Annotated in this window: 12 protein-coding genes; 11 read left to right on the top strand and 1 reads right to left on the bottom strand. The window is 34.6% G+C overall.

Translation table 11 applies throughout. From position 1 onward, the window contains the following. Positions 1 to 200: 200 nt before the first annotated feature. Complete coding sequence (gldA, locus tag KZH69_RS19015) at positions 201 to 1,097, bottom strand: gliding motility-associated ABC transporter ATP-binding subunit GldA (protein WP_219319061.1); 897 nt, start codon at positions 1,095 to 1,097, stop codon at positions 201 to 203. Between the two features lie 165 nt (positions 1,098 to 1,262). On the opposite strand from gldA, the gene KZH69_RS19010 reads away from it, so the two are divergent. The 11 genes from KZH69_RS19010 (at position 1,263) to aroA (ending at position 14,706) form a co-directional block, all read left to right on the top strand. Continuing rightward, positions 1,263 to 2,507 carry a dicarboxylate/amino acid:cation symporter gene (locus KZH69_RS19010; protein WP_219319060.1) on the top strand — a complete coding sequence of 415 codons (1,245 nt, stop codon included), beginning with the start codon at positions 1,263 to 1,265 and terminating at the stop codon, positions 2,505 to 2,507. Between the two features lie 614 nt (positions 2,508 to 3,121). After that, complete coding sequence (locus KZH69_RS19005; protein WP_219319059.1) at positions 3,122 to 3,949, top strand: prephenate dehydratase; 828 nt, start codon at positions 3,122 to 3,124, stop codon at positions 3,947 to 3,949. 70 nt (positions 3,950 to 4,019) lie between these two features. Then, on the top strand, positions 4,020 to 5,168 hold the full coding sequence (locus tag KZH69_RS19000; protein WP_219319058.1) for a pyridoxal phosphate-dependent aminotransferase: 1,149 nt from the start codon (positions 4,020 to 4,022) through the stop codon (positions 5,166 to 5,168). Positions 5,169 to 5,229: 61 nt separating this feature from the next. After that, positions 5,230 to 6,087, top strand: a complete 858-nt coding sequence (locus KZH69_RS18995) for a prephenate dehydrogenase (RefSeq protein ID WP_219319057.1) — start codon at positions 5,230 to 5,232, stop codon at positions 6,085 to 6,087. Positions 6,088 to 6,236: 149 nt separating this feature from the next. Further along, complete coding sequence (locus KZH69_RS18990) at positions 6,237 to 7,316, top strand: bifunctional 3-deoxy-7-phosphoheptulonate synthase/chorismate mutase type II (protein WP_219319056.1); 1,080 nt, start codon at positions 6,237 to 6,239, stop codon at positions 7,314 to 7,316. Positions 7,317 to 7,548: 232 nt separating this feature from the next. Next, complete coding sequence (gene rsgA / locus KZH69_RS18985) at positions 7,549 to 8,526, top strand: ribosome small subunit-dependent GTPase A (RefSeq protein ID WP_219319055.1); 978 nt, start codon at positions 7,549 to 7,551, stop codon at positions 8,524 to 8,526. Positions 8,527 to 8,561: 35 nt separating this feature from the next. Further along, complete coding sequence (dtd, locus tag KZH69_RS18980; RefSeq protein ID WP_219319054.1) at positions 8,562 to 9,014, top strand: D-aminoacyl-tRNA deacylase; 453 nt, start codon at positions 8,562 to 8,564, stop codon at positions 9,012 to 9,014. Between the two features lie 54 nt (positions 9,015 to 9,068). After that, positions 9,069 to 10,985: a DUF3858 domain-containing protein gene (locus KZH69_RS18975; RefSeq protein WP_219319053.1), complete on the top strand. Its 1,917-nt coding sequence runs from the start codon at positions 9,069 to 9,071 to the stop codon at positions 10,983 to 10,985. Between the two features lie 7 nt (positions 10,986 to 10,992). After that, complete coding sequence (locus KZH69_RS18970; protein WP_219319052.1) at positions 10,993 to 13,020, top strand: DUF3858 domain-containing protein; 2,028 nt, start codon at positions 10,993 to 10,995, stop codon at positions 13,018 to 13,020. 43 nt (positions 13,021 to 13,063) lie between these two features. Beyond that, entirely contained in the window at positions 13,064 to 13,390 is a 327-nt protein-coding gene (locus KZH69_RS18965; protein ID WP_219319051.1) for a nucleotide pyrophosphohydrolase, read from the top strand. 80 nt (positions 13,391 to 13,470) lie between these two features. Further along, a complete protein-coding gene (gene aroA, locus KZH69_RS18960; protein ID WP_219319050.1) occupies positions 13,471 to 14,706 on the top strand; it encodes a 3-phosphoshikimate 1-carboxyvinyltransferase in 1,236 nt (411 codons plus the stop codon). Positions 14,707 to 14,771 lie beyond the last annotated feature (65 nt).

Below are 14,771 nucleotides of genomic sequence, written 5' to 3'. Positions count from 1 at the left end.
ATCATAACTATGTAATTTTAAAAATAGCAAAAAAGTTATTTCCAAAAAATATTTTTGAGCTTTTTAAATTAGCTCAAATATTTTTCAGAATAACTTTTCAACTTACACAGTTAGTGAGACACTACCTTTAAATCATTTTAAACGAGCTTGTTTTTTATCTGAAAACTAAGACTGCAAACTAAAATCTGCAATCTGCCACCTTACTTTGTAATTTCTCTGAACACAGCTTCTAAATTCTTGTTCTTCTGATTGAGCTGTAAAGTCTTCAAGCCATTATCGTAAGCAAAGTCAAATACTGTCGGACGCATATCTTTATCCGAAACAAAAATCAATTCCCAAGAGCAACCCTGGATATTTTTAAACGATTTTAAATGCGGAATTTGAGCAATTAGGTCTTCTTCTACTTTTAAATCAAATTCTACTTCGATTACTTGTTCTTTATTGGCTGAGATTAAATTGTCCAATTTTTTATCGGCAACGATTTGCCCTTTGTCAATAATAATCACTCGGTCACAAATCGCTTCCACTTCCTGCATAATATGTGTTGAAAGAAAAACGGTTTTGTCTTTTCCAACGTTTTTAATCACATTTCTGATTTCGACCAATTGATTTGGGTCCAATCCAGTTGTAGGTTCGTCCAGAATCAAAACATCAGGATTGTGTAATAATGCATTTGCAAGACCTACACGTTGGCGGTATCCTTTTGATAATTGTCCTATTTTTTTATGGCTTTCGGTTTGTAAACCCGTCAGCTGAATCACATCTTCGATTCTTGATTTATCTACATTATAGACATCGGCATTAAAAGCCAGATATTCTCTCACGTACAAATCCAAATACAATGGATTGTGTTCTGGCAAATATCCAATAGAAAGCTGCACCGATTTTTCCTGCGTGTTTACATCAAAGTCATTAACTAGCGCAACACCAGAGTCAGCGTGAAGATATGTCGTCAAAATTTTCATTAAGGTCGATTTTCCGGCACCATTAGGTCCTAAAAAACCAACGATTTCTCCTTTTTTAACAGAAAAAGAAATGTTGTCCAATGCTTTTTGGGTACCATAACTTTTCGAAATGTTTTTTACTTCTATTGACATAAAACTTTATTTGTTGCAAAAGTAAACAGAAAAAACTTTTATTTATTGTTTTTGTCCAACAATGACCCTTTCACCTTTATCAAAGTTTTGAACTTTAACAAAGGTTGGATAGAAATGATGGCTTTATCATTAAGATTTATATATTTACAATTAAACTAAATCAGTATGGGAAATAATCAATCAGGCAGTTTCTTAAAAAATTACAGTAGTATTCTATTACTCCTTGGCGGAATAATGGTTGGTAGTATTTTAGGTCTAGTTTTTGGGAATGGGGTAGAAGTCATAAAACCATTGGGAGATATTTTCCTGAATTTACTTTTTACGGCAATCATTCCGCTAGTATTTTTTACCATTGCTTCTTCCATTGCCAATTTGCAAAAATCCGAAAAACTTGGAAAACTTTTCGGTATAGTTTTAGGAGTATTTTTAACAACCGTGATTATTTCGGCCATTATAATGATTATTGGTGTTTTGATTTTTCCGATACATCAAGGCGTAGTAATTTCAAAAATAGCATTAGAAAATATTCAGGAAAGCAGTACCGGTTCCCAAATCACTCAATTAGTAACGGTCAATGATTTCTATGAGATATTGTCCCGAAAAAATATGTTGGCGCTCATATTGTTTTCTTTTCTAATCGGTTTTTCAACTTTGCGTGCAGGCGAAAAGGGGAAAGACTTCGCACGGTTTCTTAATTCTGGAAACGAAGTGATGAAACAACTACTGCATCTCATTATGAAAACGGCACCAATTGGTCTTGGGGCTTATTTTGCCTATCAAGTCGGTATCTTCGGACCGCAATTGTTCGGAGCTTATGCCAAACCATTGGCGTTATATTATGCCGTTTGTACTTTTTACTTTATTGTGTTTTTCAGTTTGTATGCTTTTTTCGCAGGAGGAAAACTGGGGCTCAAAATATTTTGGAAAAACAACATCACACCCGCATTAACGGCAGTTGGAACGTGCAGTAGTATTGCAACCATTCCGGCGAATCTCGAAGCGGCAGAGCAAATGAATATTCCAAGTCACATTCGGAATCTCGTAATTCCACTAGGAGCACCCTTGCACAAAGACGGTTCTAGTATGTCGTCGATTGTCAAAATCGCGGTCATTTTTGCCTTATTCGGCAAGGATTTTACAGATCCATACACTTTATTAACTGCAATCGGAATCACCATAATAGTATCCGTAGTCGAAGGTGGCATTCCAAACGGGGGATATATAGGAGAGATTCTCGCCATAACCGTTTATGGTTTTCCAATGGAGCAAGCTTTACCAGCCGCTATGATTATTGGAACTTTAGTGGATCCCATTGCCACTTTATTGAATGCCAATGGAGATTTGGTTTCAGCAATGGTAGTCACCAGAATTTCCGAAGGCAAGAAATGGATTAGTCAAAGCATTACCTAAATAATATAAAAAGTCACTTGGGAGTGACCCTGTTGAGCAAAGGAGCCAACTTTAGATACCGCTTATTCGGCTCCTTTACTCAACGGGGTCGGGCTATCCGCGCTACTTTGGTAGCTAGCTTCAAATGCAATTCACTGAACTCCTATGAAAATAAAAGTATAGTGAAGTAATCCCTCACTCTGCTCACAAGACATTTAGTTTAAATCAGAAACCAGTCTTTTTTCATCAATATTCAAAAGCAACGGATTCAAAAAAACACTGTTTTTTATCCAAATAGCCATTTATCGTTTAATTTTCGTTTTGGATTCAATAATTTTAACGTCTCAAAAAGCTTTATTTTTATGGAATAATGAATTAAAATCCCTTTTAACAAACGAATCTTTTTTTGTTACATAAAAGATTATTTTTATTTTGGCTGACTCGAAATATGTCATACATTTGCAATAATTAATTGAACAACAAAGCACATCATGTCTAATAACCGTTTTTATTTTAGCAACTCTTTTTATTTCTTCTTTAGGAAGTAAGGGATTGTGCTATGGTTATTTGAAGAACAAAAAACAAATAAAAATAATATACAATCCTGATGAAAATCAGGATTTTTTTTTGACCCAATGAGAACGAAAATTGCAATACAAGGAATTAAAGGATCTTTCCACCATCAAGTGGCCCAAGACTATTTTTATCAAAACATCGAAGTGGACGAATGTCTGTCTTTTGAGGAATTGGTAGCTAGTTTGCTGTCGGGAAAATCAGATCAAGCAGTAATGGCTATAGAAAATTCTATTGCTGGACCTATTATTCCAAATTACGCATTGATTGACAAAAACAATCTGCATATTATTGGTGAGCATTATCTTGATATTCATCAAAATTTAATGGCGCTGAAAGGACAAAAAATAGAAGACATTCTGGAAGTACATTCTCATCCGATGGCTTTGTTGCAATGTATGGAGTTCTTGAAAAAACACCCAAACATAAAACTGGTTGAAGACAAAGATACTGCCGAAACTGCCAGAAGAATACACGAAAAACAGCTAAAAGGAATTGCGGCTATCGCTAGTAAAACGGCTTCGGAGATGTACGATTTGGAAATTCTGGCACCAGAAATCCAAACGATAAACAATAATATGACTCGTTTTGTCATTATTAAAAAGGAAAAAGAATTTGCAGATGAAAATGAAATCAGCAGAGCTTCCATCAAATTTGAATTGGATCATAAAAGAGGAAGTCTTGCAGCGGTACTAAATGTAATGAGTGATTGTAAATTGAATTTGACTAAAATACAATCGTTACCAAAAATTGAAACACCTTGGAAATATTCTTTTTTTGTTGATGTCACTTTTGAGAAATACGAAGATTTCGCCAAAGCAAAATCATTAATGCAGATTATGGCTGAGTATTTTAAAGTATTGGGAGAATATAAAAATACCAAACCATAATTAGTCAAAAGTTACAAGTCAAAAGTTTTTAAAGATAAAATAAACTCTGAAAAGAGAAATATAAAATAGCATGATTACAACAGCAAAACGTCTCGATATCATTGAAGAATACTACTTCTCCTCCAAGTTGAGAGAAGTGAGACAACTGGCGGCAGAGGGAAAACCAATTATCAATATGGGAATTGGTAGCCCAGATTTAAAACCATCACAAGCGGTTATAGATGCTGTAGTTTCGGCAATGCAGGATGAGAATGCACACCAATACCAAAGTTATCAAGGATTGCCGGAACTTAGAAAAGGAATGGCCGATTTTTATCAAAATAATTATGGAGTTGCCTTGGATCCTAATGTGGAAATTTTGCCTTTAATTGGTTCTAAAGAAGGGATTATGCATATTTCAATGGCTTTCTTGAATGAAGGGGATCACGTTTTAATTCCAAATCCGGGATATCCAACATATAGTTCAGTTACGAATCTCGTTGGAGCCGTTCCTGTTTATTACGATTTGAAAGAAGTGAATAATTGGGAGCCTGATTTTGACGCTTTGGAAAAACTAGATTTGTCAAAAGTGAAAATCATGTGGATTGGTTATCCGCATATGCCGACAGGAGCAAGAGGAAGTTTGGAATTGTTTGAAAAATTAGTGGCTTTCGCCAAAAAGCATCATATATTATTAGTTAATGATAATCCATACAGTTTTGTTTTGAATGATAAACCAATGAGTTTGTTGCAGGTAGAAGGAGCAAAAGACGTGGCGCTAGAGTTGAATTCTTTGAGCAAAACTTTCAATATGGCTGGATGGAGAGTAGGAATGGTTTTAGGAAGTGCAAAGTTGATTGATTCGGTTTTAAAAGTAAAAAGCAATATGGACAGCGGAATGTTCTACGGAATCCAAAAAGGGGCTGTTGAAGCATTGAAAAGCGATCAATCTTGGTTTGACTCGATGAATGCCGTTTACAAAAAGCGTCGTGTACTTACTGAACAATTGGCCGAAAAAATAGGTTGTGAAGTGTACAAAGAAGGTGTTGGACTATTTGTTTGGGCCAAATTGCCAACAGGAATAGCATCAGCTGAGGATTTTATTGATAAAATATTATACGAGAAATCTATTTTTATTACTCCAGGAACTATTTTTGGAAGCAATGGAGAAGGTTACATCCGATTTGCACTTTGTGTAAAAGAGGAGAAAGTACAGGAAGCGATAAATAGATTTAGTTGATAGTTGTTTGTTGATAGTTTAGGCCAACAACCAACAACCAATAACTGATAACTTAAAAAAAATGAATATATACGTAATAGGTGTTGGATTAATAGGTGGATCAATAGCATTGGACGCTAAAGGTTTGAATCCTGATGCCAAAATTTTTGGAATTGACAGTAATGAAAAGCATTTGCAAGAAGCTATAGCGCTTGGAGTTATTGATGAAGCAGCGACTTTTGATGATTTGTCCAAAGCTGATTTAGTGATTGTTTCGGTACCAGTGGATACGGCGATTGTGGTTTTGCCAACAGTATTGGATTTAATTTCCGACTCTGCTATTGTTTTTGATGTGGGTTCGACAAAAATTCCAATTTGCGAAGCTGTTGCGGGTCATCCAAGAAGAAGGAATTTTATAGCAACGCATCCAATTGCAGGAACTGAGTTTTCTGGGCCATCGGCGGCGATAAAAGGATTGTTTCAAGGCAAGACTAACATCATTTGCGAAGTCGAAAAAACGACTTTCAAACTACAGGAAAGGGCATTGTTACTTTTTTCGGCAATCGGAATGAGAATTCGATACATGGATCCAAAATCACATGACAAGCATATTGCTTATGTGTCACATTTATCGCATATCAGTTCTTTTATGCTTGGAAAAACGGTAATCAATAAAGAAAAGGACGAGCAAGATATTTTTGATATGGCGGGTTCCGGTTTTGAAAGTACGGTTCGTTTGGCCAAAAGTTCGCCAGCCATGTGGACGCCGATTTTTAAACAAAATAAAAAGCAGGTGGTGAAAACATTGGAAGAATACATTTCAAATTTAACCAAGTTCAAAGAACTTTTGGTAAATGATGATTACGAAGCGATTTTTGACGAAATGCAAAGTGTTAATCGAATAAAAGAAATATTAAACGGAATGAATACGAAAAAGTAGGGAGTACTTAGTTTGGTGTCTCACTTTGGAATAACAATAGAATAAAAGGAATTAAATAATAACAAAAGTAGTAAGTAATTAAACAACAATTCTCCATTTATGGAAACTCTTCTTGAAAGAGAGCAGATTTGGAGATAATTTTAGAAAAGATGGAAAATAAGAAAGAAATGAGAGATTGGTTGAACGAATTCAAATTGTCTCATCCATTTGTAATAGCAGGACCTTGTAGTGCTGAAACAGAAGAGCAAGTGTTAAAAATTGCTCATGAATTGAAAGACTCGGACGTTAGCGTTTTTAGAGCAGGTATTTGGAAACCAAGAACACGTCCAGGAGGATTCGAAGGTGTTGGAGAGATTGGATTGAAATGGTTAAAGAAAGCTAAAGCAGAAACAGGTTTGCTTATGGGTACAGAGGTTGCTACTGCAGCACACTGTAAATTGGCCTTGGAAAATGATATTGATGTTTTATGGGTTGGTGCTCGTACAACAGCTAACCCTTTTGCTGTTCAGGAAATTGCTGATACATTGGCTGGGACTGATAAAATTGTATTGATTAAAAATCCTGTAAATCCTGATATGGCTTTATGGTTGGGTGGAGTTGAGCGTTTGTATGCTGCCGGAATCAAAAAACTGGGAGTAATTCACAGAGGTTTTTCTACTTACGAAAAAACGAAATACAGAAACATTCCAGAATGGCAGATTGCTATCGAATTGCAAAATAAATTCCCTGATTTGCCTTTGATTATCGATCCTTCGCATATTACAGGTAACCGCGATATGATTCTTGAAGTGACCCAAGAAGCATTGGATTTAAATTATGACGGTATGATTATCGAAACACACCACGATCCAGATAACGCTTGGAGTGATGCAGCTCAACAAGTAACACCTGCTGCTTTGAAACAAATCTTCAAAGATTTGAAAGTAAGAAAAGTGAGTGGTGACAATGAGTTTACTGCAAAAATGACCAAATTGAGAGCTAATATCGACGTGCTTGATGCTAATTTATTAGACTTATTAGGAAAAAGAATGAAAGTAGCTGACGAAATTGGTCAAGTAAAAAAAGACAATAACGTGGCTATTCTTCAAAACAACCGTTGGAATGAAATTCAGGAAAAAATGATTGCTGAAGGTGCCAAAAAAGGATTGACAGAAGAATTTATAGTTAAATTGTTCAAGAATATCCACCAAGAAAGTATTGGTCACCAAGAAAAAATCTTGAACTCGTAAAAGATTTCAGATTGAAGAGTAACGATTTTTGACTTCAGATTTCGTGAATCGAAAAATTTAGATTGCAATAAATCCCAAGGCTCAGGTTTTGGGATTTTTTTGTTTATTTCATAGTCTTCTAAAATCATAAATCTAAAATCGTTAATCTACAATTATAAATCAATTATCTTTGCAGAATATTAGGTTTTAAATCATAAATCTAAAATCGTTAATCATAAATCTAAAATCCTCTATGACAGGACTCGTTTACAAATCTACAGGAAGTTGGTACACCGTAAAATCTGAACAAGGCGATTTTATAGAATGCCGTATGAAAGGGAAATTCCGAATCAAAGGAATTAAAAGTACCAATCCAATTGCTGTGGGTGATATTGTCGATTACGAGCTTGAAGAAACCTCAGATACTATTACTGGAACCATCCATACTATTCACGAAAGAAAGAATTATATAGTTCGCAAGGCCGTGAATTTATCGCATCAAATGCATATAATTGCTTCCAATATTGATCGCGTATTTTTGTTAGTAACCGTAAACAATCCACCAACCACATTCAACTTTATTGACCGTTTTTTGGTAACTGCCGAAGCTTATGGAATTGAAGCTATTTTGGTTTTTAATAAAATAGATACTTTGGATGAGGTTACGCTTGATGAACAGCTGTATATGCAACATGTGTATCAGGAAATAGGATATAAATGTTTGCGAGTTTCGGCTGCAGAAATGAAGGGTGTAGAAGCTTTACAAGAAATGATGTTAGGCAAAGTAAGTATGTTCTCTGGACATTCGGGTGTCGGGAAATCGACTTTGGTAAATGCTATGGAACCTTCTTTACATTTGAAAACCAAAACAATTTCGGTAGCGAGCAAACAAGGTCAACATACAACCACTTTTGCAGAAATGTATGATTTGTCTTTTGGCGCCAAAATTATAGACACTCCCGGAATCAAAGGTTTTGGAATGGTCGATATGGATCCTGCAGAAATCAGCGGTTATTTTCCCGAATTTTTTAAATTGAAAGACCAATGTAAATTCAATAATTGTTTGCATAAAGAAGAACCGCATTGTGCCATAAAAGCCGCATTGGAAAAAGATGAGATCGCCTGGTCCCGTTACAATAGTTATCTAAAAATTCTAGAAGGTGACGACGAGCATTATCGTACAGATGATTACAACGAGGATCGAATCATTAGTGATAAATCGAGAGAATAGATGTCAATGTTTAGTTTCAAAGACGTAAATCAAAAATGAAAACAGTTATTCAAAGGGTTTCCTCCGCATCAGTAACCATCGATTCTAAAATTGTGGCCGATATTCAAAAGGGGCTGCTTCTTTTGATAGGAATTGAAGACGCAGATACGCAAGAAGACATCAATTGGCTTTGTCAAAAAATTACAAATCTTCGCATTTTCGGAGATGAAAACGAGGTAATGAATCTTTCTGTGAAAGATATTGATGGCGAAGTTATTGTGGTTTCTCAATTCACGCTGCATGCCTTGACCAAAAAAGGAAATCGCCCTTCGTATATAAAAGCTTCAAAACCAGAAGTAGCAATCCCGCTCTATGAAAGTTTTGTAAAACAGTTGGAAAAGGAATTGGGCAAAAAAGTACAAACCGGGATTTTTGGTGCCGATATGAAAGTTTCATTGCTGAATGATGGCCCAGTTACGATTCAAATTGATAGTAAAAATAAAGCGTGATTTTAGCTTTTTTTTTGACTAAATTTTCTTATATTTCGAAGCTAAAACTTTTTTATGACTTACAAGTTTGTCTTCTCAGTTTCAATTATATTCTTATTTACTACAACATTTCTTTTTGCTCAAAAAAGCGATTACAGTGCCCTCACTCTTTCCGACAGTCTCAAAGAAAATGCCAATGCAGTAGTTCGTTTGAACCAAATTGATATTGTAATTGCGTCTCAACGCAGTATGAATATCAAAAATAAACGCGTGGTAACAGTCTTGAATAAAAATGGTTTTGACGCAGTTGAGGCTTATGAAAATTATGATAAGTCGAGTCCTGTCAAAAATATATTGGCAACAGTTTATGATGCTTTTGGAAAAGAAATCAAAAAAATAAAGAGAAGTGATTTTAGGGATGTAAGTGCCGTAAGTGGGAGTACGCTATTTTCAGAAAGTCGGTATATTTACTTAGATTATACCCCCATACAATATCCATTTACAGTCGTTTTTGAAAGTGAAACAGAAACATCGAATACGGCTTTTATTCCGCAATGGATGCCTTTGAATGATTATGCAGTAAGTATAGAAAAAAGTATACTCAATATAAGTTATCCTTCAAATCTCGGATTTAAATATAAGGAATTCAATTCTTCGAATTTTAATATAAAAAAAGCAATAGACACATCCACCAGACTTTCTTTTGAGGCAACAAAAATATTGGCGCAGAAAGAAGAAACGGCAAGCCCCTCAATTAGTATTCTTTTCCCGAGAGTAATGATGGGATTAGAGTTGTTTCATTTGGAAGGTGTAGATGGAACCGCTAAAACGTGGAAAGAATTTGGAAAATGGTACAGTGAAAAAATTCTTCAGGGAACCACAGATCTTCCAGAAGAAACTAAAGTGAAAATGAAAGCTCTAGTAGGTACTGAAACCGATCCTATTAAGAAAGCACAAATCATTTATAAATATGTTCAGGAAAAATCAAGATATGTAAATATAAGTATTGGTATTGGAGGTTGGAAACCAATGCTGGCAAGTGATGTTGATCGTTTAGGGTATGGCGATTGTAAGGCATTGAGTAATTATACCAAAGCACTCCTTACAGCAGTGGATGTGCCATCATATAATGTGATTTTGTATGGTAACCCAAGAAAGCGTGACATTGAAACCGATTTTGTTTCGATGCAAGGAAATCATATGATTTTAGCGGTGCCTGATAAGGATAAATATGTTTTTTTAGAATGTACAAGTCAAGTAGATCCATTTGGTTACCAAGGAACGTTTACGGATGATCGCAATGTGTTGCTGATTAAACCCGAGGGAGGAGAGATTGTAAGGACAAAAATATATGAAGACTCTGGTAATGCACAAGTGAGTAAAGGAACCTATTCTATTGCCGAAAATGGTGATTTGTCAGGAAAAATAGGAATCGTTTCAGAGGGTTCTCAATACAATCAAAAATTCAATAATGAGAAATTTTCTCCAACCGAAATGGAGAAATTCTATAAAGATTATTGGAGCACCATTAATAATTTGAAAATTAAAAAAGTCACTTTCAAGAATGATACAGAAAAAATAAGTTTTACAGAAAATGCCGAAATAAGTGCCGTGAATTACGGTAACGTATCAACCAATAAAATGATGTTTGCTGTAAATGCTTTTAATCCATTAACTCAAAGTGTCAAACGAATTCGAAACCGAAAAAATCCTTTAGAAATACAAAGAGGTTCAATTGATATCGATGAAATAGAAATCGCTTTGCCTGTTAATTTCTCGATAGAATTTCTTCCGGGGAATGTTGAAATTAATGGGAAATTCGGTGAATATAAAACAGAAATTACTAAAAAGGACAATAATAATATCATTTACAAGCGAAAGTTCTTTTTGAAAAAAGGGTTATATACGAATAAAGAATACGATGAATTTCGCCTTTTTATGGAACAGATTTCTAGAAACGACAACGCCAAAATAATTTTAACCAAAAGCTAATAACAAAATGAAGAATTTAATCAACTTCTTATTTTTATCAATCCTATTTTGTTCTAATGCAAATGCCCAAGAATTTAAACTAGGAAAAGTCTCCATCGCTGAACTGGAGCAAAAAACACATCCTAAAGACACGGCTGCTGTTGCCGCAATATTATTTAAAAAAGGAGAAACTAAATTTGAATACTCGCATGCAGATGGTTTTAAAGTGGTAATTGTGATGTCTATGCGTATTAAAATTTATAAAAAAGAAGGGTATGATTGGGCAAATCAAGAAGTACGATTTATTGCGGGGGATTCTTATGTAAAAGAAAGTGTTCATTTTTCTGAAGCTGTAACTTATAATTTAGTGGAAGGAAAAATAGAAAAAACAAAATTAAAAAGTGAAGGGGAATTTGAGGAAAAGGTAAATAGATATTGGAACAAAAAGAAAATAACCTTGCCGAATGTGAAAGAGGGGTCTGTATTGGAATTTCAGTATACTATTCGAACGAATAATATTGGAATGCTTAGGGAGTTTGATTTTCAAACTAATATTCCTGTAGATTATTCGGAATATAAAACCTATGTCCCAGAATATTATATTTACAACAGCAAAATGAAAGGAACTTTTGCTCCTCAAATAGTTACAGAAAAATCAACTAAATCGGTTACTCTAACAAGTATGGAGAGAAGTGAAGGGAGATCATTAGTTGCTATTGCTAGAGGCAGTAATTACTCTGAAGATAAATTCGAGTATCTAGAAACCAAAACAACATATATTTCAAAAAATATGCCTGCGATGAAAGAGGAGGCATTTGTCAATAATATTGATAATTATACTTCAAGTTTAACTCAAGAATTGTCGATGACTAAATATCCTAATGAACCACTTAAGCCCTATTCTACAGATTGGCATGCTGTAGTAAAAACAATTTATGACAATGATGATTTTGGATCCGAACTTAATAAAATAGGTTATTTTGAAGATGATTTGAACGCAGTTATTGCGGGGCTAACGACTCAAGATGAAATTATTTCGACTATTCTAAATTATGTAAAATCAACCGTAAAATGGAATGAATATAATGGTTATTCTTGCGATGATGGGGTTAAAAAAGCCTATAAAGATAAAACGGGTAATGTTGCCGAAATTAATTTAATGCTCACCGCTATGTTGCGAACAGCGGGGTTAAAGGCAAATCCTGTTTTATTAAGTACGCGCTCCAATGGGATTGCATTGTTTCCAAACAGGACCGCTTTTAACTATGTTATTGCTGCAGTAGAAACTCCTCAGGGGCTAATATTATTGGATGCCACAAGCAAATTTTCAATGCCAAATGTTTTGCCGTTTAGAGATTTAAACTGGATGGGAAGATTAATTAGAAAAGACGGAACCTCAGAAGAAGTTGATTTAATGCCAAAGAAAGCTTCCAATAATATTGTAACGATGAATTACACGATTGATCCTACCGGAAAAATTACGGGTAAATTAAGAAGACAAAGAACGGATCATAAAGCCATGCGTTTTAGATCGGATATAGAAAACATAAAAGAGGAGGATTTTTTGGAAAAGTTGGAAAATGAAAACGAAAAAATTGAAATTTCAAACTATTCAAGAACGAATGAAAAGGATGTTCAGTTACCAATTATAGAGACATGTTCTTTTACAGGAACCAATCTATGTGAGTTTATAGGTGAAAAAATGTATATAAATCCATTGCTGTTTTTTACCGAAGAACATAATCCTTTCAAGCAAGACAACAGAGAATATCCTGTAGATTATGGTTTTCCATTTTTGGATAAATACACTATAAATATTGATATTCCAGTGGGATATGCGGTTGAAACATTGCCAAAATCGACTCAACTCGATATGATTGAAAATTTAGGAAGCTTTAGATTCATGTCGAATGTTTCTGGGAATAAAATACAGTTATCAATTAGCCATCAAATTAATACACCAATCGTTTCACCAGAATATTATACTACACTAAAAGAATATTATCAGGGTATGATTGCTAAAGAAACAGAAAAAATTGTTTTGAAGAAAGTGTAGAGAATAATAATGATAAGGCTAAATAATAAATAAAAAATATAACATGAACCTAAAAAATGCCCAACAAGACGTAGATACTTGGATCAAAGAACACGGAGTTCGCTACTTTAACGAATTGACCAATATGGCTCAACTTACTGAAGAAGTAGGCGAAGTAGCCCGCATCATTGCCCGCCGTTACGGAGAACAATCCGAAAAAGAGAGCGATAAAAACAAAGACCTTGGAGAAGAATTGGCCGATGTAGTTTTTGTAGTATTGTGTTTGGCGAATCAAACAGGAATCGATCTGCAAGCCGCTTTTGACAAGAAGATGGATTTAAAATCAATTCGGGACAAAGACCGTCACAAAAACAACGATAAACTAAAATAATGTTATAAGTCAGAGGAAAGTTTTGGTACATCCTTTTTTTAAAATAAATTTGCAAAAACACACCTATCAACTCATCCATAATGAATTTACTGTTACAAACTTCACAACACGATTTACAAGAACAAATTGCTATTACAGGTTCCAAAAGCGAAACCAATCGACTATTGTTACTTCAAGCATTGTATCCAAACATTTCTTTGGCCAATACTTCAAATTCTGATGATAGTGAAGTAATGCAAAAAGCGTTGATTGGTAATGAGGAAATTGTAGATATTCATCATGCTGGAACAGCAATGCGCTTTCTAACTGCATATTTTGCGGTAAACGAAGGACGTGAAGTTGTGTTGACTGGATCTCAAAGAATGACAGAGCGCCCGATTAAAGTTTTGGTTGAGGCTTTACAACAATTGGGAGCTCAAATCACTTATGAAAAAGAAGAAGGTTATCCGCCTATTCGAATCAAAGGGCAAAAAATTACCGCCCATAAAGTGAGTATTCCTGCTAATGTGAGCAGTCAGTACATATCGGCATTGCTTTTGGTAGCTCCAAAATTAGAGAACGGAATTGAATTGACTTTGGTTGGCGAAATAACTTCTGTTCCATATATCAAAATGACTTTGGCATTGCTGAATGATTTAAACATTCAAACCAGTTTTGTCGAGAATGTAATTACAGTTTATCCAAAGAAAGAAGTAGAAACCAAAGTAATGACAGTAGAATCCGATTGGAGTTCGGCGTCTTACTTTTTTAGCTTAGTTGCCTTGGCAAAAACCGCCTGTATTTCCTTGACGAGTTATAAAGAAACTAGTTTACAGGGAGATTCGGCATTGGTTGAGATATACAAAGAAATGGGGGTAACTTCACATTTCGAAGGAAACAAATTGACTTTGACAAAGCAAAGGGATTTCGAATACAAAGACTTAAATTTAGAATTAAATAATACTCCAGATATTGCACAAACAATTGTCGTTACCTGCTTAGGACTAGGAATTGGCTGTCATCTTACCGGTTTACATACTTTAAAAATCAAAGAAACGGATAGATTGGAAGCACTTCGCATTGAGTTGACAAAATTGGGAGCTAATATCTCAGTAACCAATGATAGTTTGACATTGATAGCAACAAAGAACATTAATCAAGAGGTGAGAATCGATACATATAATGACCATAGAATGGCAATGGCTTTTGCACCATTAGCATTAAAAGTGCCAATTGTTATTAATAATGCAGATGTAGTATCAAAATCATATCCTGATTTTTGGGATGATTTAAAAAAATTAAATTTTTTAATGATTCAAAAATGGTCATTTACATAGGTAATTGTTGTGTTTTTCGCAATTATATTGGTAGATAGGAACGAGTAAGGAAAAATAAACCCTTA

This window comes from Flavobacterium taihuense (assembly GCF_019351435.1).
In the GTDB taxonomy this organism is placed as follows: domain Bacteria; phylum Bacteroidota; class Bacteroidia; order Flavobacteriales; family Flavobacteriaceae; genus Flavobacterium; species Flavobacterium taihuense.
This window is presented reverse-complemented; position numbering and strand designations above follow the sequence as displayed.

Excerpts from the sequence above, each read along its gene's own strand:
- rsgA (WP_219319055.1), top strand. The coding sequence starts at position 7,549 with ATGACAGGACTCGTTTACAAATCTACAGGAAGTTGGTACACCGTAAAA.
- KZH69_RS18965 (WP_219319051.1), top strand. The coding sequence starts at position 13,064 with ATGAACCTAAAAAATGCCCAACAAGACGTAGATACTTGGATCAAAGAA.
- KZH69_RS18970 (WP_219319052.1), top strand. The coding sequence starts at position 10,993 with ATGAAGAATTTAATCAACTTCTTATTTTTATCAATCCTATTTTGTTCT.
- dtd (WP_219319054.1), top strand. The coding sequence starts at position 8,562 with ATGAAAACAGTTATTCAAAGGGTTTCCTCCGCATCAGTAACCATCGAT.
- KZH69_RS18995 (WP_219319057.1), top strand. The coding sequence starts at position 5,230 with ATGAATATATACGTAATAGGTGTTGGATTAATAGGTGGATCAATAGCA.
- gldA (WP_219319061.1), bottom strand. The coding sequence starts at position 1,097 with ATGTCAATAGAAGTAAAAAACATTTCGAAAAGTTATGGTACCCAAAAA.
- KZH69_RS18975 (WP_219319053.1), top strand. The coding sequence starts at position 9,069 with ATGACTTACAAGTTTGTCTTCTCAGTTTCAATTATATTCTTATTTACT.
- KZH69_RS19005 (WP_219319059.1), top strand. The coding sequence starts at position 3,122 with ATGAGAACGAAAATTGCAATACAAGGAATTAAAGGATCTTTCCACCAT.
- aroA (WP_219319050.1), top strand. The coding sequence starts at position 13,471 with ATGAATTTACTGTTACAAACTTCACAACACGATTTACAAGAACAAATT.
- KZH69_RS19010 (WP_219319060.1), top strand. The coding sequence starts at position 1,263 with ATGGGAAATAATCAATCAGGCAGTTTCTTAAAAAATTACAGTAGTATT.
- KZH69_RS18990 (WP_219319056.1), top strand. The coding sequence starts at position 6,237 with ATGGAAAATAAGAAAGAAATGAGAGATTGGTTGAACGAATTCAAATTG.
- KZH69_RS19000 (WP_219319058.1), top strand. The coding sequence starts at position 4,020 with ATGATTACAACAGCAAAACGTCTCGATATCATTGAAGAATACTACTTC.